The sequence below is a fragment of the Acinetobacter lwoffii genome (assembly GCF_024129715.1).
GTDB classification, from domain to species: Bacteria; Pseudomonadota; Gammaproteobacteria; order Pseudomonadales; family Moraxellaceae; genus Acinetobacter; species Acinetobacter lwoffii_U.
The window spans coordinates 1-22726 of sequence record NZ_JAMXXM010000015.1 but is presented as its reverse complement, the minus strand read 5'-3'; the positions used below and the strand labels follow the sequence as shown (position 1 = coordinate 22726).

Genomic DNA, 22726 nt, shown 5'->3' with positions numbered 1-22726 from the left:
ACTATAATATAATTTAAAGAATAAAATCTAGTCATTCGATGAAATTTCCCATTTAAAAATAAAAAATATACAGGATGAAAAAAGCCATTCATGGTGGAATGGCTTTTCTATTCAGCGACTTCACTAAAGTTGATTAACGTGGAAAAAATTGAGCTAAACGTTGCTGAACAATCTGCTCTGCCTCCTGCATGATATTTTCGATCAGCGCCTGACAAGTCGGAATGTCATGAATCAATCCCATCACTTGACCTGCAGTCAGTACACCAGCATCAATATCGCCATTTTCTAAAGCGAGCTTGCCTTTTAAACCGCTGACATAGGGACGAATCTGTTCAAATTGCAGGTTTGGATCTTCACTCATTTTCACCACAAGATCAGATACCGCATTTTTGGCAACACGGGCAGTATTCCTGAACTGTCGATACAGCAGATGTGTCGCCCTTTCATCATTATCGACATAGAACTGTTTGATGTTTGAATGGATCGGCGCTTCCTGAGTTGCACAAAAGCGTGTACCCATATTGATGCCTTCAGCACCTAAAGCCAAAGCTGCGACCAGACCACGGCCATCAGCAAAACCGCCACTGGCCACAATCGGCACAGTAAGCTGATCCGCAGCGGCAGGAATTAAAATCAGGCCAGGAATATCGTCTTCACCCGGATGCCCCGCACATTCAAAACCATCAATCGAAATGATATCCGCACCGATTCTTTGTGCTGAAAGCGCATGACGGACGGAAGTACATTTATGAATGACAATAATGCCGTGTTGCTTAAACGCCTCAATATGTTCATGAGGCTTGTTGCCTGCTGTTTCTACGATCTTGATACTGCTTTCAATGATCGCCTGTCGGTATTCTGCATATGGCGGCGGATTCACAGCGGGCAATAATGTCAGATTGACTGCAAAAGGCTGATCGGTCATTTCTCGGCAGCGTGCAATTTCCTTGACCAGGGCTTCAGGCGTCGGTTGAGTCAATGCCGTTAATGTTCCCAAGCCACCAGCATTAGATACGGCACTGGCCATTTCTGCGGTACCGACCCACATCATGCCACCCTGAATAATCGGATAGCGAATCCCTAAAAGCTCGGTAATACGGGTCTGAATTTTCATAAATGCTCTCCTTAGTATCCGGTAAATTGTGCAGGGCGTTTTTCGACAAAAGCCTGGACACCTTCTTTATAGTCCTGACTGTTCAGCGCCAGATATTGCAGGTTTTGTTCCAGTTCCAGTTGCTGGTCCATGTTATTTTCAGCACTGCGTTGCAAGGCCTGTTTGGTCAAAGCCAGCGCATAAGTCGGCTGTTGAGCTAATCGCTGTGCAATGTCGTCGATATAAGCATCAAATTCTGTATCTGGAAGCATTTTCCAGATCATGCCCATTTCGGCGGCCTCTTTGGCATGCACCGGTTCGCCCAGAAAAGTGAGTGCCATGGCACGTGCATAACCGATTAAACGTGGCAACATCCAGGTGCCACCGGCATCAGGAATCAAGCCAATTTTAGAAAAAGCCTGAATAAATCGGGCACTTTCCTTGGCAATGACCAGATCACAGGCCAGTGCGATATTGGCACCTGCACCGGCAGCCACACCATTCACTGCTGCAATCACCGGTTTGGGACTCTGGCGGATCAGGTTAATCAAGGGATTATAGTATTTGGCCAGCGAGCCTTGCGGTGGCAAAGGCACATTGCCGAGCTGTCCAGCACGTTCTTTTAAATCCTGTCCTGCTGAAAACGCCCGGCCATTACCGCGAATCACAATCACCCGAATATCCGGATCTTTATTCCAGTTTTTCAGCACCTGCTGCACTTCCTCATGCATTTGCCGGTTAAAACTGTTGAGTGAATCCGGGCGGTTAAAACTTAAAGTTGCGACGCCTTGCTGAACCTGAGTTTGAATCGTTTCCCACATCATCAATTTCCTTATTTTTTTGCCTGTATCCCTATAATTAATAGCCTTTATTGAGATCTACCTGATGGCATAAATCCAGCCCGAGATTTAAACGTCGGTCATTTTCTAGAATCTGTTCCACCACCACAGACATGGGCGCATGTGAGGCGACATGTGGCGTAACTACGATCTTTTCATGCTGCCAGAATGGATGTTCAGCAGCTAATGGCTCCTGTTCAAATACGTCGACAATTGCGCCACGGAGATGACCTGAATCCAGTGCATTGAGTAGATCCTGCTCGATTAAATGCTGGCCTCGCCCGACATGAATTAATGCCGCCTGTTCAGGTAACTGCTGAAATAATTCAGCAGAAAGAATACCGGTATTCTCTTCAGTAAGTGGTAGCAGATTAATCAGGATCTGGCTGTGGGCCAGGAACTCGGAAAGTTGTTCTGATCCCACATAGCTTTTGACCTGAGCAATCTCTTTTGGGGAATTGGACCACCCAGACACCTGATAGCCCATGTCGGCAAAACGTTTTGCCACATAACCACCCATATGGCCAAGGCCCATAATCCCAATCTGGATATGATGGCTATAACTTTGACGATACTGTTTCCATAGCTGCTGCTTTTGCTGCTGGATCATGCGGTCAAAATAACGCTGGAAATACAGCACGCCCCAGAGCAGATAATCAAACATGCCCTTTTGATGATGTGGATCCAGTACCCGGCAGACTGACTGGTCAGATCTAATCTCGTTTAAATTTAAATGTTCGACCCCTGCAGCAATCGAATGAATCAGGCCAAGTTCTGGAAGCTTTTTGAGTTTTTCCAGGTCTGGAAACCACGAAGCTGCTGTGGTCGCCTGTTCTGCTTCCGGGCTGTCCAATGTACAGAAACTGCCCTCAGGGGCATATTTCTGAAAAGACTTCACCAGAATTGCTTCAATATTCGGCACAGTACTGGATATCACAATCATGATGCATACTCCGTATATTGATGCTCAATCAGGGATAATGCAGCCTGCCAGGCACGCTGTAAAATAGGTTCAACTAAAGGACTGGCGAACTGCTTGGCAGTTTTAATTCGAACTTCTTCTGCTGGATAATGCACTTCGGCACCCCCACTTAAAGCCTTGACCTGCGCCTGACAGGCGCGCTCAAGGAAATAGATTTCATGAAAGGCCCGTGCAATCGTTTCGCCAGCCGTTAAAAGTCCGTGATTGCGTAAAATCATGGCGCGATGGCCGCCTAGGTCCTGAATCAGGCGTTCCTGCTCATCTGTTGAGAGTGCCACGCCTTCATATTCGTGATAGGCCACCTGCTGATAAAATTTCAGCGCATGCTGGGAAATGGGAAGAAGTCCGTGTTTCTGTGCAGACACTGCTATGCCGTCTGCGGTATGCGTATGAATGACACAGTTCAGATGAGCATGTGCTTCATGAATTGCGGAGTGGATGACGAAGCCAGCCATATTCACTGGCTTGTCCTGTTCATAGCTTTCTACGACCTGCCCTTCATGATTAATCTTGACCAGCGTTGAAGCGCACATTTTTTCAAAAGCGACACCATACTGATTAATCAGAAAACAGTCAGGCTGATCAGGGACTCTTAAACTGATGTGAGTATCAATCAGGTCCGTCATCCGGTAATGCGCGATAATGCGATAAAGCGCTGCGAGTTCACAACGTGCCTGCCATTCAGCATCTGTGACGAGATTTTTTATTGTCATCGTTCCATCCTGGAAAAATATAGCATTTCGATCACTATCTGTTATATCATAATTTTAGAAAAACAGAATATTATTTCATAAAGCGAAATAAATCATTACAAGGAGTTGATATGTCAACATCACAATTAAACGGACTTGAATATCTCACCGCAATTAAAAATGGGGAAATTCCCAGTTCAGCCATGAGTGAAATTATTCCCATGCGTCTGACCTTGGTGCGCGAAAACTATGTGGAATATGAGGTGCGTCCTGATCAGCGCCATTACAATTTACAAGGCGGAATTCATGGCGGCTTTTGTGCAACGGTTCTAGATAGTGCTACTGGCGCTGCCGTGCATACGACAGTAGATGCAGGTGTCAGTTTCTCAACAATTGACCTTAATGTGAAAATGCTGAAAGCAATGAAAAGTGGTGAAACCTATACTGCGATTGGTGAAGTCATCCGGATCGGACGCAATGTGCTGACCTCAGAAGGCCGAATTATCGATAAAGAAGGTAAAGTTTATGCCTTTGGTTCAGCGACTTTATTAGTCACTGCCCGTAAGTAAATCATTACACTGATGTAATCAATCCCTGCATGTGCAGGGATTTTTATTTTGAAAGAAGAATCCCAATAAAGAATGCCATGCATATCATAGATACATGGCATTAAGACTATGACTAAACTGTTATGCAGCTTCAGGGTTTTCAATCACCATCGCCAAGCCTTGACCCAGACCGATACACAGACTAATCACGGCATATTTTTTACCGGTACGCTGTAACTGACGTGCAACGGTTAAAGCCAAACGCGCACCCGAACAGCCCAGTGGATGACCAATGGCAATCGCACCACCATTTGGATTGACACGCGGATCATCCAAAGCGACATCCAGACCTTTCAGGCAAGATAATACCTGACTGGCAAAGGCTTCATTAATCTCGATGATATCCATATCGTCTAGCGTCAAACCAGCACGTTGTACTGCCTTTTTAATCGCTTCAATTGGGCCTGCACCCATGATGCGTGGCTCAATGCCAGCGGCTGCAGAAGACAGGATACGAGCCAAAGGTTTTAAGCCATACTGTTCCTGAACTTTTTCACTGCCGATAATCAGTGCTGCAGCGCCGTCATTGATTCCTGATGCATTACCCGCTGTTACTACACCACCTTCAAATAGCGGTTTTAACTTGGATAAAGCTTCAAATGTCGAAGATGCACGTGGATGCTCATCCTCAGTAATTTGTTTAGGTGGCAATTTGCGTCCTTGAGAAACTTCAATCGGGGTAATTTCACCTTCAAAGAAACCTGCTTCTTTCGCTGCCTGATATTTTGCCTGTGATGCAGCAGCAAAGGTATCAGCCTGTTCACGGCTAATACCAAATTCTTCAGCCACGTTATCACCTGTTTCAGGCATACTGTGCGCGCCAAACTGATCCGTAAATTTACGGTTCGGGAAACGGGTACCAATCGTGGTGTCATAAATTTTGGCATCACGTGAATAAGCACTTTCTGCTTTGCCCATCACAAAAGGCGCGCGGGTCATACTTTCTACGCCACCGGCAATGTACAACTCGCCTTCACCTGCAGTAATGGCACGTGCCGAATCAATCACAGCACCGAGACCTGATGCACATAAGCGGTTTACCGTCTGACCTGGAACTGTTACCGGCATACCTGCTAACAATGCTGCAAAACGTGCCACATTACGGCTGTCTTCACCGGCCTGGTTGGTGCTACCAAAGATTACATCTTCTACATCTGCTGCCGGGATACCGGTTTTTTCCAGCAGGTTTTTAATGACTGTTGCTGCCAGATCATCTGGACGTACGCTTGCCAGACTGCCTGCATGGCGACCGATTGGCGAACGTAAACCATCATAAATATATGCATTTAACATGAGTGTTATTCCTTTAACTTTCTAATTAATGTGTTGTATGAACAAGTGGTAGACCAAGCTGAACGCGGCGACGCAACCAAGGACTTGGACGGTAACGCTGGTCACGGGTAATCGCAGTCATACGATCCAGAATTTTTAGAATTTTTTCAGCTCCCAGCACATCCCCCCATTCAATTGGACCATATGGATAGCCAAGGCCTAATTTCACCGCGATGTTGATATCTTCCACCGTTGCAACGCCTTGCTGGGCAATATCACAGCCGAGATTCACAATCATTGCCAAAGCACGTTGAGCCACAAAGCCGACGCTTTCCTGAATTACACTGGCGGTCACACCATCCAGATTGAAAATCGATTGGGCTGCTTTTACCAGCTCAGGTTGGGTGACAAAAGTTGGCATCAAGGTACGGTGTTTGTTCAGACCATATAGCAGATCGATACACACCACTTGCTGAGGTGCCAGCTGATAACGGACAGCGGCTGAAGTTGCATCTTCACCATAAGTGGCAATCAGGATTAAAGCCTCTGCTGAAGGTGTCTCAGTTTGCTCAATCTGGATATTGAACTGCTGCAGATATTGCTCAAGTGCCTGACGGTCTTCGTCATATTCGGTGCCTAGCCAGACTGATGGATATTGACTTAACTTTTCAACCAATGCTGGAGCAACATCACCTTCTTTGCTACCCGAAGTGTAATCATAGAAACCTTTACCGGTTTTACGACCTAACTGCTTGGCAATAAAACGCTGACGGGTAATCACGCTTGGACGGTAACGTGCTTCTTCATAATACTGATGATAAATCGATTCACTCACCGGGTGCGAGACATCCATACCGGTCAGATCACCTAATTCAAACGGCCCCATTTTGAAACCGATTCCGTCACGGTAGATCCTGTCAATATCATAAAATGGTGTGACATTTTCATTCAAAATTGCATAGGCTTCGCTACCAAAGGCACGGCCGGCATGGTTAATGATAAATCCTGGAGTATCTTTAGCTTTGACCGGACGATGACCCATTTTTGTAGAAAGCTGGGTTAATGCTTCAATAATGTCAGCACGGGTATTAAAGCCTTCAATCACTTCGACCACTTTCATGAGTGGGACCGGATTAAAGAAGTGATAACCGGCAACACGTTCTGGCTGCTCACAGTTGGCAGCGATTGCACTGATCGACAATGAAGAGGTATTAGATGCCAGAATCGCTTCTGGTTTTATCATTCCTTCCAGTTGCTGCATCAGTTTTTGCTTGATTTCCAGATTTTCAATAATCGCTTCAACAATCAAGTCACAATCTTTCAGGTCTTCTAGCTGCTGCGCAGTCGACAGATGAGCAATATCTTCAGCGGCTTTTTCATGGCTGAATTTACCTTTATCTGCTAAGGTATTTAATGTTTTGTCCAGTTTATCCTGAGCCTGTTCGGCTGCCCCTTCTTTGGCATCAAACAGTACCACATCATGACCAGACTGAATCGCGATCTGGGCAATACCTGCACCCATCGTGCCTACACCAATAATGCCGATTTTCTGAATCTGAATACTCATGCTTATCGTCCCTGATAATTCGGTTTACGTTTTTCAATAAAGGCCTGCATGCCTTCTTTTTGATCTTCGGATGAGAACAGCATCTGGAAAGACTTACGTTCCAGGGTAAGTCCGGCATTAAGCGGCACATCTTCAGCCAGTAAAGCCACTTCCTTGATTTGTTCAAGCGCAATTGGCGGCATTTTTGCCAGACCTTCAGCCATCTTGATTGCTGTTGCAAGGGTTTCGCTGTCTTCCGTTACTTGAGACACTAGGCCAATCTGATAAGCTTCCGGCGCTGGTATCAGACAACCCGTCATGATGATACGCATCGCATGGAATTTACCCACGGCACGGAATAATCGCTGGGTACCACCGGCACCCGGCATGACACCCACTTTCACTTCAGGCTGACCAAACTGGGCGCTTTTCCCGGCAATAATAATATCTGCATGCATCGCCAGTTCACAGCCACCACCAAGTGCATAACCGTTTACAGCTGCAATCACCGGTTTTGAACACTGTGCAATCGCCTGCCAGTAACGTTCAGTCCGGCGCTGCATCATTTGAATGGTTTCTGCATTGGCCAGTTCTTTAAGATCGGCACCTGCTGCGAAATCTGTTTCACCACCGGTAAGAATAATGGCACGTACATTTTCATCGTCATTCAGTTGCAAAAAAGCCGCCGCAAGTTTCTGACGCACTTCTGTATTCAGGGCATTTTTCGCTTCTGGTCGATGAATTTTAACCATCGCTATATGAGTTGAAATTTGTTCTATTTGAACGACCTGTTCCATTAAAAAACTCCATTTATTTTGTATAGCGAAATTTTATTTTATATAAAACTAAGGTTTCTCAAGCTATAAATCAAGGATTTTTAACTCCAGAATGCAAAAAAGTTATTTTTTACTAAAAATAGAGTAAAAACTCTTGTTCATCTGGTTATTTTATGATTAATTGATTTCGCAATACGGAATTAAGTATTTTAAACTCAATCTGATTATTCATTTAAATGAATAATCGCCATAAGGCTGAACTTAAAGTTAATTTACGAAATCAAATTTTCCAGCAATGAGATGATTTTGATTTAGCGTAAAGCATGAAAAATCGAATGTAGCCTGATAATAAATGCAGCGGCTGTTGTGTGCAGAGCGAGTCTGTTAAATCAGGAAAACTATGTTTCCGTGAGGAAGAAAAATGGATTTAGCGGTAGCAGAGGAAATGCTACTTTGAATATATAGAGGATATAAGAATGACAAGCGATACCATCGTAACAGGAGACAATAAAACCGATGTCTCCTCCACGGATACCATTAAACAGGCACCAAAACGTCTTTGGATGACGGCTTTTATCTTTGCTTTTCTGATTTTGCTCTGTGACGGTGCAGATATCGGGATTCTGGCTTTTAGTCTGACCAGTCTGAAAGCTGAATGGGGCCTGACTTCTGTACAGGCGGGTGCCTTGGGAAGTTATTCTCTTTTAGGTATGGGGATCGGAGGCTTTATTGGTGGATGGGCATGCGACAAATTTGGACGTGTCCGCGTCATTGTACTGGCCACCATCGCCTTCTCGATCTTATCCGCCTACTCAGGTTTTGCTCAGTCTTATACTGAATTTGCAATTTTACGTACTCTTTCTTGCTTGGGTTTAGGCTGTTTATATATTGCCTGTAATACTCTGATGTCAGAATACGTACCGACCAAATACCGTACTACTGTACTGGCAACATTGATGACTGGTTTCACTTTAGGTTCATTGGTGATTACCATGATTTCAGGCTGGATTATTCCTGAGTTCGGCTGGCGTATGCTGTACTGGATCACAATTGCTCCATTAGCTTTGGGTATCCTGATGCACTTTATGGTGCCAGAGCCAGAATCATGGAAACGTGTCCGTGAAATGAAAAGAACTGGTCAGATTGTGGATAACGATACCAAAAAAGGTAATCCATACATCACCATTCTTAAAGATAAAACTCATGGCAAGATGTTCATCTTGTGGTCTTTCAGCTCCGGTTTCCTGTTATTTGGTTACTTCGGTGTAAGTAACTGGTTGCCAAGTTATCTTGAAGCTGAATTAGGCATTAAGTTTAAAGAAATGGCACTGTATATGGTGGGTACATTCATCACCATGATTTTTGCCAAAATCATTGCAGGTTATGTTGCTGATAAAATTGGTCGCCGTATTGTGTTTGCTTTCGGCACCATGGGAACAGCGCTATTTATCCCTGTCGTGGTGTATATGCATAATGCCGATAACATTGGCGTACTGATGCTAATCTTCGGCTTCCTGTACGGTATTCCATATGCCATCAATGCAACCTATCTAACCGAAAGTTTCCCGACTGGTGTTCGTGGTACAGCGGTGGGCGGTGCATTCAATATTGGTCGTATCGGTGCAATCTTTGCGCCAATTACGATTGGTTATCTGGCGATGCATGGTTCGATCGGTACAGGTCTGTTGGTAATGGGTGCAGCATATTTCCTATGCGGTTTGATTCCTGCCCTGTTTATTAAAGACCGTTTATACGATCCGCAAAAAGCAGAATAAACCCTACTTCGGAAGGCAGGTCAAATCGCTGCCTTCCTCACTTCAAATATTTACAACACGTCAGTATAGAAAGGTCTCCTTTCATTCAGGATTAAAAATTTCTTTAGGGATTAAGAAATGAAAAAATTAGTTTTAGCGACATTATGTGGTATTGCTTCAGCACAGGCATTTTCAGCAGAAGCTTCTGAAGACCGTATGCAATTTCTTGAGTCACAGTTAAAGCAAATCCAGGCAGAACTAGAACAACAAAAAGCCGCGCAACTTGCATTAAAGAACCAGCAGGAACAAGCCAAAGCGCAAGACTCTAAAACGCTGAGTTCAATGGTAGATAATGTCGATGTTTATGGCTTGATCCGCTTTGATGGTGCAGTCGATTTCAAAAGTACTACTGAAGCCCGTGGCCGTACCATTAACCAGATTAATAAAGTACCTTTTACTGAACCGGATTCTGTACGTTCCGATTTTACTGCGGCTGCCAGCCGGATTGGTTTCCTGGCCAAAGATCTAGGAGGCAATCCGAATGTTTCTGCTCGTTTAGAAGCCGACTTCTGGACCAACAATGGTAAAGGCGATGGTGGATTACGTATCCGTCATGCACACTTAAAATACTATAACTGGACGTTTGGTCAGGCCTGGTCATTGATGTCAACACCAGAGATTAGCACTGAAGCTGTCGACTACAGCTTGTTCCTGGGTGGATCAGTCTTACGTACACCTCAGGTGAGCTATGCTTTCAAACTTGATCCGGAAAATACCTGGAATGTCGGTCTGGAGTACATGGCCGGTGGCGATCGTTCTTCTGCCTTACCTGCCTTAAGCACTAAATATGTTCATCAATCAGGCCCTCTTCATTTATTAGCTCAAGGCTTTGTCAATCAAAAGCAAGCGCAAACAGATACAGGTGATATTGAAAAAGTTGGCTGGGGTGTGGGCGTTGGTGGACGTTACCGTTTAGATGATCAAAACTCAATTCAGGGGAACTATTTCCATATGGTCGGTGATCAGCGTATTGCAGCTTTCTTGACTCAAGGTTCAACAACCGATGGTGCTGCCTGGGGTGGCGATTATTCAGTCGATCCAATCAATAATGAACTTTTATTGAATGAGTTCAATAGTATAAATATTGGCTTCACGCATAAATTTACGCCGAAACTACGTAGTAGTATTAATGCCAGCGTGGTTGATTTTGATGATTCTAGCGATTATGCCAAAGCCAATCCGGAAACCAATAAGCGCTTAACCGACTATGTGGCTAACGTGATCTATTCTCCTGTTCCAAAGATTAATTTGGGTGCAGAATATCATCATGGCAAGCGTGAAACCTTTGACAATAAGGAAGCAGATATTTCGCGTATCAACCTCTCTGCCAACTATAGTTTTTAAAGCCTCAGGAGACAAGGATGTCAGCCCAAGGGCAAATTTCACGCCGTTTCATGTTCATGATGGCAATGACCTGCGCACTCTGCGCAGGTTGTAACTATTTTAACCAGCCCTTGATTTATTCTATTGCAGAGGATCTGCAGATCAGTGTAGGGCAGTCTGGCTGGACTGTAGTACTGACCCAGATTGGCTATGCCACCGGGTTATTTTTATTTGTCCCCTTGGGGGATTTATTCGAAAAACGGCTGTACATTTGCAGTTTGATGTTCTGTACCGGATTGGCGCTTATTGGGCTTTCAGCCAGTACCAATCTGCATATGTTGTATGGCTTTACCCTGCTCGCCTCTTTTTGTTCGATCACCACCCAGATTCTGATTCCTTTTGCCGCCAGCCTGTCGCAACGTGATAAAAGTGCCGAAGTCGTTGGCCTACTCATGAGTGGTGTTCTGGTCGGCATTCTGTTTGCCCGTACCGTGGCCGGACTGATTTCTACTTTATGGTCCTGGCATGCGGTGTACTTATTTAGTGGTTGTGCAATTCTTCTGCTGAGTCTGGCCATGTGGTTCCAGTTACCAAGCGCTAAGAGCCAGTTGCAGATGAATATATTGCAAATTTATCGCTCACTATTTACCTTTGCACGCACAGAACCCATGCTGATCCGGCGTAGTATGATCGGAGGTTTGGGTTTTGGCATGCTGAGTATTATCTTTACTACCATGACTTTTATTCTGGCTGAAGCACCTTATCATTTTAATGATTTCCAGATTGGCCTCATGGGCATTGTGGGGGTGGTCGGCATCTGGTCCTCTCAGTGGACCGGTAAAATGATTGGCAGGCATCGGGAAAAATGGATTGCGCATCTGGCTACGTGCGGACTGATTCTGGCCTGGATTCCTTTATTCTTTGCCCAGAATTATTTATGGATTTATATCTTGGGCTTAATTCTGGCTTATTTTGGAATTTCCTGTTTGCATGTCTTGAACCAGAATCTGGTCTATCGAATTTCAATGCAGGCTCGCTCGCGGATTAATGCCATCTATATGACCTGTTATTTTTCAGGTGCCGGTCTGGGTGCATTTTTATCGCTGCATTTATGGAAAAGCTATGGCTGGTCTGCCTGCGTCATTTTAGGTTTTATTTTTGCCGTGTTGATCTTTTTGATTAACTATTATGATTTAAACCAAGAAAGAAATTTAGCCAATATTCAGCCTGAGCCTTAGATACTGTTAAAAACCTTTGGGGTTAAAAGCTTATTTTTTTATCCCGCTTTCTGTACCGAGCATAAATTATAGAGATGATACGCTGATAAAATAGAAAAATTCTTTAAGCCTGTTTATCATTGTCTTTCTATCTGAAGAGCGGTTGAAAATATTGATATCTTAACTTTTAGAGTTAATTCAATTTACTATTTTCCATTGCGAGATAAACAGGCTTCAATTCAGTTAAAGGTGCAGGTTTTGCATAAAAGAAGCCTTGTAGCAGATCACAACCCTGTTGATAGAGTAAACTGGCTTGACTTACGGTTTCGACCCCTTCCGCGACAACTTCCAGATCCAGCTGATGGGCTAGATGAATAATCGATTGCACAATTGCAGCATCCTGACCATCGAGGGTCAGCTCTTCAATAAAACTACGGTCTAACTTGATTTGATTAATCGGCAAGCGACGCAGATAACTGAGACTCGAATAACCTGTGCCAAAGTCATCAATGGCGACCTGTACACCTAAAGCACGCACTGCTTTCAAAATTTCTATGGTTCGATCTGCACCATTAATGATGACACCTTCCGTGATTTCAATTTTAAGTAATTCCGGCGGTAATTGACTGAGTTCAAGTGCATGTTCAAGCACCTGCAAAAAGCCTGCTCTACGGAATTGCAAAGGAGAAATATTCACCGATACCGTGATCTGGCTATTGTGTGTCTTGTTCCACTCGGCAATATCTAAACAGGCCTTTTCCAATACCCATTGACCTACACTAATAATTTGCCCAGTTCTTTCTGCAAGTGGAATAAAAATCGCTGGGGAAATATAACCCTGCTGCGGATGGCACCAGCGGATTAAAGCTTCTACACCTGTTACCAGTCCAGTTTCAGGATGAACCAGCGGCTGATAGAACAGGTCAAAATTTTCTTGATTGATCGCTTCCATGAGTTCCAGACGCAGATTGGTATAGTCTATTTCTGCGACAGGCTGCATTCTGGTTTTTTCATACCACTGCCACATATTACGACCTTGTCTTTTGGCTTCCTGCATCGCCAAAACAGACTGATAAATCAATTCAGAAGAATGATGAATCGAACTGTCATCTGCCACAATACCAATGCTGGCACTTAAATGTATTTTGTACTGATCGACGATAAACAGCATGGAAAGAAGATCAAGAATTTCTCCAGCAATCACCTCGACTTCAGTGTGCTCATCTGTCCCTGAGAGCAGCAAAATGAATTCATCTTCAGCGAAGCGGCATAGCACATTATTGCCTTGAACAAATTTTTGCAGCCGCTCGCCCACACTTTTGAGAATCTGGTCACCCACCAGATGACCCAAGCTATCGTTGATATTTTTAAAGTCGTCCAGATCTATATACAGCAAGACTAATGGTTGTGAGCTCTCGTGCTGTGCTTCAAAAATATTTTCCAGAATTTTTTTGAATGCATGCTGGTTCGGTAAACCGGTTAAATGATCATGAGTATGCTGATGCTGAATATATTCTTCGTGAATACGTTGCTGGGTAATATCTTCCTGAATTCCTAAAAAATGGGTGCAGATTCCTGTCTGGTCAAAAATAGGACCTATAGTTAAACGATTCCAGAACCAGCTGCCATCTTTACAGTAACTTTTTATAGTCACCTGAATTTCTTTTTGTTCTTTGACCGCTTGCTTGAGTAATGCAATCTGATCCGGATCAGTATCTGGACCCTGTAAGAAAAAACAGCTTTGTCCTAATACTTCTGCTGCTGTATAACCGGTGAGCTTTAGAAAAGCTGGATTCACATACACCATTAACCTTTCTTCAGAGACATCTGTAATAAAAAGGCTATTCGGACTGGCCTCTACTCCACGTTTTAATAATCGTAGAGACTCCTTGTTTTTACGCGATACAGTAATATCTCGGGCAATGCCAATAATACCGGTAACGTTCTGATTTTGAATAATCGGTAAATTGGTCAGATCCAGCCATAAGATATCGCCTGCAACATTATAAATTGGAAGTTCATAATGTTGAGATTTACCTTGCGCCGCTTCTGAAAATGAAACATTCGCAAGTTCATGGAATTCGGGCGGTATGAAGGCACAATAGTGCTGACCATGAATTTGTGCTTTAGAAAAACCTGTAATTTCTTCGCAAGCAATATTGGTATTAAGCACATGTCCCTGCAGGTCAAGTTCAAAAATGATATCTGGATGATAGGTATAAAATGAGCTGTATTTTTCATTAAGCTCATGTCTTTTTTGACGTTCCTGATCAAGCTCAATTGCGAGAGCAACTAATTTTGCCGCTTGCTGTAAAAGCTGAATATGATGTTCAGTCGGTATTTTCGGTGTTCGATAATAAGTGGCAAACGTTCCGTACAAAATATCTGAAGCATTAATAATCGGCATAGACCAGCAGCTAGACAATTTTTCTGCGTTTACCAAAGCACGGTAAGGCTGCCAGTTTGGGTCTTTCATTAGATTTGGACTAATGACCAACTGACGTAAGAAAGCAGCTACGCCACACGATCCTTGATTTGGCCCAATTTTCAAATCTTGAATAGCATTACAGTACTCTTTTGAAAAGTGCTGTTTGCCACTTATAACATTTAAAGTTTGGGTGTCATCCTGATAGAGCATAATGGTGACAAGCGCATCTGGAATGCGCGATTCAAGCCACTGGCTAATGACATCGAGGATAGGCTTAAGTTCAGTATGGCGACCAATCAGATTAAAAATATGAAAAATTTCTTGATCATCACAATTATTATTCATTCAGACTATCACCTTCCTTAGCTTGTTAACATTTTAGACTTATTATTAAAATAATCATTAGCAAAAGTTTGTATTTATATCTTTAAAATACGGAAATACGGAAATACGGAAATACGGAAATACGGAAATACGGAAATACGGAAATACGGTCAATATTACGTGTATTTGATAATAATTCTAAAATTTAAAAATCACAGCCGAAGCTGTGATCTAAAACTATACTTTTACTTAATCAGAATATTGCGGACTTATTTTTAGGCTGCTTGTTGACGACTGTCCACTAATTTACAGCCTGTCTGCTGTTGTAATTCTTCAAAGCTTAAGCCATCCACTATTTCAATAACCTGAGCTTGTCGGTCTTTTAATTCAATCACACACAAATCAGTATAAATACGGTTGACACAATGTTTACCTGTTAGAGGATAACTCAGTTCTTCAACAATTTTTGCTTCACCGTTTTTGGTCACATGTTCCATGCAAACATAGACACATCGAGCACCCACTGCCAGATCCATTGCACCGCCTACAGCAGGTACAGCATCAGCATTACCGGTATGCCAGTTCGCCAGATCACCATTAATAGCCACCTGAAAAGCACCCATGATACAGATATCCAGATGCCCGCCTCGCATGATATCGAAAGAGTCCGCAGAATTCATAAAACTGCCACCTTGCAACATGCTTACGAGTTCTTTACCGGCGTTAATCAGGTCATCATCTGCCTGTTCGGGATCACTCAATGCAGCAAAACCTAAAACGCCATTTTCCGAGTGCAGAATTACTCCTTGTTCAGGTTTTAAATAACCAGCTACGCGTGTCGGCAAACCAATACCCAAATTTACAAAAGAGCCAGTTGGAATGTCTTGTGCAACTTTGGCCACAATCTGTTCACGTGTACGTTTTTGAATATTCATTATTTAATATCTCCAACTTTGACCACATGCTGTACAAAAATCCCTGGCGTTACGATGATCTCTGGATCAAGCTCCCCCAGTTCCACAACTTGATGGACTTGTGCAATGGTAGTTTTTGCGGCTTTGGCCATGATCGGACCAAAATTACGCGCTGCCTTACGGTAGGTTAAGTTGCCCCAACGGTCTGCCTGATTGGCATACACAAAGGCATAATCTGCATGAATCGGATATTCCAGCACATAGTCTTTTCCATTAATATTTCGGGTTTCTTTACCTTCAGCAATTTTGGTACCAAAACCGGTTGGAGTAAAAACAGCTCCTAAGCCTGCACCGGCTGCCTGAATACGGCAGGCCAGATTGCCTTGTGGCACCAGTTCCAGCTCAACTTTTCCGGCTTTATACAGATCTTCAAAGACGGTTGAGTTATTGGCTCGTGGAAATGAACAGATCATTTTTTTAACCAGTCCAGACAACAGCAGATTGGTTAGACCACGATCTCCAGAAGCTGCATTGTTGTTAATAATGGTTAAGTCTCTAGGACCAAAGTCAATTAATGCTTCGATTAATTCTATCGGCTGACCTGCCAGGCCAAAACCACTGGTCATAATGTGTGCACCATCAGGAATTTGCTTAAGTACCGTCTCGATATCCTGCGTGATTTTATTCATCATATTGCTTCCTAGCATGTTCTATCTATATTACGAGTGCAGATTAATCTGCCTTTTGTGGATCAAATAAGCGGTCTTTAATAAAGAAAGCGGGTATCAGGCCGCAAAGAAAATAGGCAATGCCCATAATCAGTAAGCCGGTACCAATTGAGCCTCCTTGAGCAAAATAGCCAATGGTAAGAGGTGCAAACACCGCACCCAGTCGGCCTACGTTATATGCCCCACCCACTGCTGTTCCACGCACTTTGGTGGAGAAGCTTTCTGTCATGTAAGTCGCATTAATACCGTATGGAATACCATAGAGAAAACCGAAAAATAACATCAGCCAGAGGATATTATCCGGCGTATTACCAAAGACAATCACAGGGATAAAAATTGCAGTACCCATAGTGCCGAAAGCAAATACCGCACGACGGCCAATCCGGTCAGCGATAAAACCAGCAATAACTTTGGTACACATCATGATCAGGAAAGTCCCGATCATATACATGGTCATTTCTTTAAACTTGATTCCCAGATCAGTCTCTAAATACGCCGGTAGCCAGTTGCTGACCCCATAATAGCCAAACTGTAAAAATGCGGTACTGAAGGACCAGAGGATAAACATGCGACGGCTAAGTGCATCTTCAAAAATCATTTTAAAAGTATTTTTTGGTTTTTCCTGCAGAATACCACTGGCTTTTGCATCCAGGCGTGCTTTACGCGCATCTAACCAGGCTTTCGGCTCAGGCACCAAGAAGTACATCGCGAAGGCCAGTACAATTGGAATAATGGCAATATAATAGAGGTATCGCCAGCCAAATTCAGGCAATAGCCATCCAGCCAGAACAGTTGCGACCACCGAGCCTAAAGTCCAGCCAGTCATAAGCGTTGCCAATACTGTAGAGCGATATTTGGTGGGTACATACTCTGCCATGAGTGTGTTACAGGCAATATATAGAGCACCTAGTCCAATCGCAGACGTAAAGCGCAGCCATTTGAACTGATCATAACTTTCTACGAATCCTAACCAGAAGGTTAATGAAGAAAATAATGCAATGGCAATGACGATCACACGAACCCGGCCAAAACGGTCACAAGCCCAGCCACCAAAAAAACCGCCGATAGCCATGCCTGCAAGCGTCCAGCTCCCTAAGGCACCGGCCTGCATATTACTTAATGAAAACTCTTGTTTCAGACTGGTCAGACTGTAGGCTAATAACGCAATATCAGCACCATCAACCAATAATGCTAAAAATGAGAAAATAAAGGCCAGAATCCAGACTCTTTGCTTGGGTTCGTTTCCACCTTCCACTGGGTGTTGTTGTGAATTGATCGTATCCATAATGCTCTTTCTACTTTTCGGCACTCCTGTGCCTTTTTAAAACGCATATTTCACTTAATTATTTAGGTGAAATATAGAATATTCGCTGATCATTACCACGCTTTAGCAAGGTGGTATAAAATGATTTTCAAAGTTCTTGATAAATTTTCTCTGCAGAAATCACGTAGCAATACATTGAATGATGTGATTAAGCACAATTCTTAAACCCGTAAAACAATCTAGCCAGCAATGCTGGCTAGAAGTTGATGTCAGGTTTAGTTGCAAAAGGCTGCAATTCCGGTTTGTGCACGACCTAAAATCAGGGCATGTACATCATGGGTACCTTCATAGGTATTTACCACTTCCAGATTAACCAGATGACGGGCTACACCGAATTCATCGCTAATGCCATTTCCACCCATCATGTCACGGGCCAAACGGGCAATATCCAGTGCCTTGCCGCAGTTGTTGCGCTTGATCAGTGATGTACCTTCAACTGAAGCAATGCCTTCATCCTTCATGCGGCCAAAACGTAAAGCCACCTGCAAACCGAGTGCAATTTCAGTTTGCATATCTGCCAGTTTCTTCTGGATCAGCTGATTCGCAGCGAGTGGTCGACCAAACTGTTTACGGTCCATGGTGTATTGATGTGCGGTATGCCAGCAGAACTCTGCAGCTCCCATGGCACCCCAGGCAATCCCGTAACGTGCACTATTCAAGCAGGTAAAAGGCCCTTTTAAACCGCGAACTTCCGGAAATGCATTTTCTTCTGGAACAAAGACGTTATCCATTACAATTTCACCGGTGATTGAGGCACGTAGACCCACTTTACCGTGAATCGCTGGAGCAGAAAGCCCTTCCCAGCCTTTTTCTAGAATAAAGCCACGAATGTCACCGACATTACCTTCGGCAGAAACTTCTTTAGCCCAAACTACAAATACATCAGCAATCGGGCTGTTGGTAATCCACATTTTTGCGCCAGTTAAACGGTAACCACCCTCGACTTTTTTGGCACGGGTAATCATGCTGCCCGGATCCGAACCATGATCCGGCTCGGTCAAGCCGAAGCAACCAATATATTCACCGGTTGCTAATTTTGGTAAATACTTCTGCTTTTGCTCTTCAGAACCAAATTCATTAATGGGTACCATCACCAGAGAGCTTTGTACGCTGGCCATTGAACGGTAACCTGAATCGACACGTTCAACTTCACGAGCAATCAGACCATAACTGACATAATTTAAACCTGCACCGCCGTACTGTTCCGGAATGGTTGGACCGAGTAAACCCAGTTCTCCCATTTCACGGAAAATAGCCGGATCGGTTTTTTCATGACGGAACTGTTCCAGTACACGCGGCATCAGTTTGTCTTGACAGTACGCTGCCGCTGCATCGCGAATCATGCGCTCTTCTGATGTCAGTTGCTGTTCGATTAAAAACGGGTCTTGCCAATCAAATCTAATTTTTGTCGTCATTTTAATATTTCCTTATTTTAAAATTATGAGATTAGGCGGTTGCTTGTTTAATCATTTCACGTGCAATAATAATTTGCTGGATTTGTGTGGTTCCTTCATATAAACGGAACAGACGCACATCACGGTAGAAACGTTCAATTGAATATTCACTGATATAACCCGCTCCACCATGAATCTGCAAACAGCGATCAGCAACTCGACCACACATTTCAGTTGCAAACATTTTGGCACAAGAGGCTTCAGTCGTAACATTTTGGCCAGCATCACGTAGACGCGCAGCATCCAGCACCATACATTTGGCTGCATAAATCTCGGCTTTGGAGTCTGCCAACATACCCTGGATCAGCTGGAAATTCGCAATGGGCTGACCAAACTGTTTGCGTTCCACTGCATAGTTAAGTGCGTCTTCCAGCATACGCTCTGCCATGCCGACGCTATAACCGGCAATGTGCAGACGGCCCTTATCCAGCACACGCATAGCTGTTTTAAAGCCGATCCCTTCTACACCGCCAATCAGTTGATCTTTATGCACTTTACAGTTATCAAAAATTACATCACAGGTATAGGAACCATGTTGGCCCATTTTCTTGTCAATTTTACCTAGGCTTAAACCAGGTGTGCCTGCTTCAACTAAAAATGCTGAAATACCACTAGCACCTTTAATCTCTTGATTGGTACGTGCCATCACGGTAAATGTCGTGGCGCGTGGCGCATTGGTGATGAAGCGTTTAGTTCCGTTTAAAATATAATAATCGCCGTCTTTGACTGCACTGGTTTTTAAAGCAGCAGCGTCTGAGCCTGAATCCGGTTCGGTCAAACAGAATGAACCAATAATTTCGCCCGTTGCATAACGCGGTAAATATTTCTGTTTTTGTTCTTCTGTACCGTCGATAATGATGCCACTTGAGCCAATGCCGTTGTTAGTACCAATTAAAGAGCGGAAGGCAGCCGATGTATGACCTAACTCCATCGCGACCAGAATTTCTTCTTCCATGGTAATGCCTAAACCACCATATTCTTCTGGAATCGTCAGGCCAAACAAGCCCAGCTCTTTCATCTGTTCCACAATATGTTCAGGAATGGCATTGTTCTCTTCTACTTCATGCTCAAGAGGCACCAGTTCATTTTTTACAAAATCGCGAATCGTTGACAGAAGTTGGTCTAGCATTTCCGGATCACGAATCATATGAATCTCCATGGATATAATTTAGGTAAATTCCTTTACCCTTATTTTTGTTTCGTATTACGAAATAAATAATCATATAAAATCATTTTGAGCAAGTGAAATTATTAAAAATTTTATGTTTTAACTAAAAAATGAAATTTTTCTGGTATTCCAGTTGATTTATGTTTAAGATTTAATTTCACCATACGAAATATTTTGATGAATGATTGTTTATTTATCAGTTTTTTTGAATAGATGATTAAACCTTTTTTTCTTGCTGTAATACTTATCGATCACTGACTCTTTCGGAGAAATCGAAACTTCTTAAATGTGTTGGCTACGTATTAAACCTAAAAAACTAGATGATTTTTTTATCGTCTTTAAACTTGGGTAACAGGATTCTTTTCGACTACAAATAATTTCGGCACTTTTTCCTATATTTTATCTTTTGTAGAAGTGTTTTATTTTGTATCGTGAAATTATGTTGCTATCATATTCATTAATTTAACTTTAATTGCCCTGACCATGACAAAAAATAAAACTGGTGAAATTCCCAACTTTGATGAAATCCGTTTAGATCCGATTTCACATATTCATAGAGAAAATAATCCTCAATTTATTGCATCTATTGCGCGTGGATTGGAAATCTTGCGTTGCTTTTCAGCGACCAATCAATTACTTGGCAATCAGGAAATTGCACAATTAACCAACTTGCCTAAGCCGACTGTAGCGCGTATTACCAGCACTCTGGTTTCTTTAGGTTATTTAAAACAACTGCCGAATACCACGAAATATCTACTGGATGTTGGGGTATTGGCTTTAGGCTATGCAGCTTTGAGTAATATTTCTGCACGTACTCAGGCCTATCCATTTATGGAAGAAATGTCACGCTATTCCCAAGCCCCTGTGGCAATGGCTACCCGTGACCGTCTCAGCATGATTTATCTGGAAGTAGTACATACAGAATCGACACTGACTATGCGCCGCCCTGTCGGTTCGACTTTACCGATTCATAGTAGTGCCATGGGACGTGCCTGTCTGGCAGCGATGGATGTAAAGGAACGCGAATATTTATTTGACGCGATCAAGAAAAGAAACGAAGATCAATGGCCAACCATCAAGCGTAATCTGGAACGTGCAATCCGTGATTATCATGATTATGGCTATTGTCTGTCTTTAGGTGACTGGGCAAAAGATGTGAATTCCGTGGCAGTTCCGTTGGTTCACCCCAAACATGGGATATTAACGTTTAACTGTGGTGCCCCAAGTTATCTGTTAAATCAGGAAAAACTGGAAAATGAAATTGGACCGCGTCTGATTCACATGGTGAATAATATTGCAATGAATCTCAATAACATATAAAAAAATTAATTATCAGAGCGACATTAAGTCGCTCTTTTTATTGAATACCCAATCTACACATCTTCTTCCTTTATCCAGAATTCTCAGCAAACCTTTTTAATGCTGCGAAATAGATAAGATTTAAAAAAGATAAAGTCCTATTTCAAATAAAAAGATCAAAAATAAGCTTCATAACCGATTTAGATAATGCTATAAATATCGTATAGCGAAATTGGATTTTATATTATGGAAGATATAACAAGAGAATCGATGGAGTTTGACGTCGTCATCGTAGGCGCAGGCCCTGCGGGTCTTTCTGCTGCGATCAAAATCCGTCAACTTGCAATTGAAAACAACTTAAACGATTTGTCCGTTTGTGTCGTAGAAAAAGGCTCCGAAGTCGGTGCACATATTCTGTCTGGTGCTGTGCTTGAACCACGTGCCATGAACGAGCTGTTCCCCGACTGGAAAGAACAGGGCGCCCCGCTGAATGTCCCGGTGACCGAAGATAAAACCTTCTTCCTGCTGTCAGATGAAAAATCACAGGAAGCACCGCACTGGATGGTGCCTAAAACCATGCATAACGATGGCAACTATGTCATCTCGCTTGGCAACGTGGTGCGCTGGTTAGGCCAGAAAGCTGAAGAACTGGAAGTGTCGATCTTCCCAGGCTTTGCAGCCTCGGAAATTCTGTATTATGCCGATGGCACAGTCAAAGGCATCCAAACCGGTGACATGGGCATTGGTAAAGATGGCGAACCAACGCATAACTTTACCCCGGGTTATGAACTGCATGCCAAATACACGATTTTTGCTGAAGGCTGCCGTGGTCATTTAGGTAAACGTCTGATCCAGAAGTTCAACCTGGACAAGGACGCTGATCCGCAACACTACGGTATCGGCATTAAAGAGCTTTGGGAAATCG

19 protein-coding genes are annotated in these 22726 nt (G+C 43.3%); 6 read left to right on the top strand and 13 right to left on the bottom strand.

Annotation, left to right across the window (positions count from 1 at the left end):
- Positions 1 to 133 precede the first annotated feature (133 nt).
- From NI462_RS10235 to NI462_RS10220, 4 genes are read right to left on the bottom strand one after another with little or no spacing between them, the layout of a single operon-like run.
- Positions 134 to 1114, bottom strand: coding sequence for an NAD(P)H-dependent flavin oxidoreductase (locus tag NI462_RS10235; protein ID WP_213687271.1), 981 nt, complete (start codon positions 1112 to 1114; stop codon positions 134 to 136).
- A gap of 11 nt (positions 1115 to 1125) precedes the next feature.
- A complete protein-coding gene (locus NI462_RS10230; RefSeq protein ID WP_253160515.1) occupies positions 1126 to 1914 on the bottom strand; it encodes an enoyl-CoA hydratase-related protein in 789 nt (262 codons plus the stop codon).
- Positions 1915 to 1951: 37 nt separating this feature from the next.
- Positions 1952 to 2875 carry a 2-hydroxyacid dehydrogenase gene (locus NI462_RS10225; RefSeq protein ID WP_253160513.1) on the bottom strand — a complete coding sequence of 308 codons (924 nt, stop codon included), beginning with the start codon at positions 2873 to 2875 and terminating at the stop codon, positions 1952 to 1954.
- Positions 2872 to 3627 carry a class II aldolase/adducin family protein gene (locus NI462_RS10220; protein WP_243474347.1) on the bottom strand — a complete coding sequence of 252 codons (756 nt, stop codon included), beginning with the start codon at positions 3625 to 3627 and terminating at the stop codon, positions 2872 to 2874. The genes NI462_RS10225 and NI462_RS10220 overlap by 4 nt, the downstream gene beginning before the upstream one ends.
- A gap of 110 nt (positions 3628 to 3737) precedes the next feature.
- On the opposite strand from NI462_RS10220, the gene NI462_RS10215 reads away from it, so the two are divergent.
- Positions 3738 to 4175 (top strand): PaaI family thioesterase, encoded by a 438-nt coding sequence (locus NI462_RS10215; RefSeq protein ID WP_253160511.1) that lies wholly within the window; start codon positions 3738 to 3740, stop codon positions 4173 to 4175.
- A gap of 120 nt (positions 4176 to 4295) precedes the next feature.
- Here the strand turns inward: NI462_RS10215 and NI462_RS10210 are convergent, their stop codons facing one another.
- The 3 genes from NI462_RS10210 to NI462_RS10200 are packed head-to-tail and all read right to left on the bottom strand — an operon-like array spanning position 4296 to position 7829.
- The gene (locus tag NI462_RS10210) at positions 4296 to 5507 is read right to left on the bottom strand and encodes a 3-oxoadipyl-CoA thiolase (protein ID WP_004646962.1); all 1212 of its coding nucleotides are present in this window, start codon (positions 5505 to 5507) and stop codon (positions 4296 to 4298) included.
- A 25-nt stretch (positions 5508 to 5532) separates the two neighbouring features.
- Entirely contained in the window at positions 5533 to 7053 is a 1521-nt protein-coding gene (locus NI462_RS10205) for a 3-hydroxyacyl-CoA dehydrogenase (protein WP_253160509.1), read from the bottom strand.
- 2 nt (positions 7054 to 7055) lie between these two features.
- On the bottom strand, positions 7056 to 7829 hold the full coding sequence (locus NI462_RS10200) for an enoyl-CoA hydratase (RefSeq protein ID WP_253160507.1): 774 nt from the start codon (positions 7827 to 7829) through the stop codon (positions 7056 to 7058).
- A 455-nt stretch (positions 7830 to 8284) separates the two neighbouring features.
- On the opposite strand from NI462_RS10200, the gene NI462_RS10195 reads away from it, so the two are divergent.
- From NI462_RS10195 to NI462_RS10185, 3 genes are all read left to right on the top strand, one after another.
- Positions 8285 to 9583 carry an MFS transporter gene (locus NI462_RS10195; RefSeq protein WP_004280309.1) on the top strand — a complete coding sequence of 433 codons (1299 nt, stop codon included), beginning with the start codon at positions 8285 to 8287 and terminating at the stop codon, positions 9581 to 9583.
- Between the two features lie 117 nt (positions 9584 to 9700).
- Entirely contained in the window at positions 9701 to 10966 is a 1266-nt protein-coding gene (locus NI462_RS10190; protein WP_004646966.1) for a DcaP family trimeric outer membrane transporter, read from the top strand.
- A 17-nt stretch (positions 10967 to 10983) separates the two neighbouring features.
- Positions 10984 to 12183, top strand: coding sequence for an MFS transporter (locus NI462_RS10185; protein ID WP_253160505.1), 1200 nt, complete (start codon positions 10984 to 10986; stop codon positions 12181 to 12183).
- A 172-nt stretch (positions 12184 to 12355) separates the two neighbouring features.
- On the opposite strand, the gene NI462_RS10180 is transcribed toward NI462_RS10185, so the two are convergent.
- The 6 genes from NI462_RS10180 to NI462_RS10155 all read right to left on the bottom strand — a co-directional run bounded on the left by NI462_RS10180 (position 12356) and on the right by NI462_RS10155 (position 20481).
- Positions 12356 to 14935 (bottom strand): bifunctional diguanylate cyclase/phosphodiesterase, encoded by a 2580-nt coding sequence (locus NI462_RS10180; RefSeq protein WP_005266388.1) that lies wholly within the window; start codon positions 14933 to 14935, stop codon positions 12356 to 12358.
- Between the two features lie 254 nt (positions 14936 to 15189).
- Positions 15190 to 15849, bottom strand: coding sequence for a 3-oxoacid CoA-transferase subunit B (locus tag NI462_RS10175; protein WP_005266387.1), 660 nt, complete (start codon positions 15847 to 15849; stop codon positions 15190 to 15192).
- On the bottom strand, positions 15849 to 16520 hold the full coding sequence (locus tag NI462_RS10170) for a 3-oxoacid CoA-transferase subunit A (protein WP_005266386.1): 672 nt from the start codon (positions 16518 to 16520) through the stop codon (positions 15849 to 15851). Before NI462_RS10170 ends, NI462_RS10175 begins: the two co-directional genes overlap by 1 nt.
- A gap of 40 nt (positions 16521 to 16560) precedes the next feature.
- The gene (locus tag NI462_RS10165; RefSeq protein WP_114542580.1) at positions 16561 to 17841 is read right to left on the bottom strand and encodes an MFS transporter; all 1281 of its coding nucleotides are present in this window, start codon (positions 17839 to 17841) and stop codon (positions 16561 to 16563) included.
- 254 nt (positions 17842 to 18095) lie between these two features.
- Complete coding sequence (locus NI462_RS10160; protein WP_005096909.1) at positions 18096 to 19295, bottom strand: acyl-CoA dehydrogenase; 1200 nt, start codon at positions 19293 to 19295, stop codon at positions 18096 to 18098.
- 31 nt (positions 19296 to 19326) lie between these two features.
- A complete protein-coding gene (locus NI462_RS10155; protein WP_004280318.1) occupies positions 19327 to 20481 on the bottom strand; it encodes an acyl-CoA dehydrogenase family protein in 1155 nt (384 codons plus the stop codon).
- Between the two features lie 504 nt (positions 20482 to 20985).
- Between NI462_RS10155 and NI462_RS10150 the strand changes: the two genes are divergently transcribed.
- Entirely contained in the window at positions 20986 to 21822 is an 837-nt protein-coding gene (locus NI462_RS10150) for an IclR family transcriptional regulator (protein ID WP_253160503.1), read from the top strand.
- Positions 21823 to 22047: 225 nt separating this feature from the next.
- A partial coding sequence (locus NI462_RS10145; RefSeq protein ID WP_253160501.1) for an NAD(P)/FAD-dependent oxidoreductase occupies positions 22048 to 22726 on the top strand: 679 nt, incomplete at its 3' end.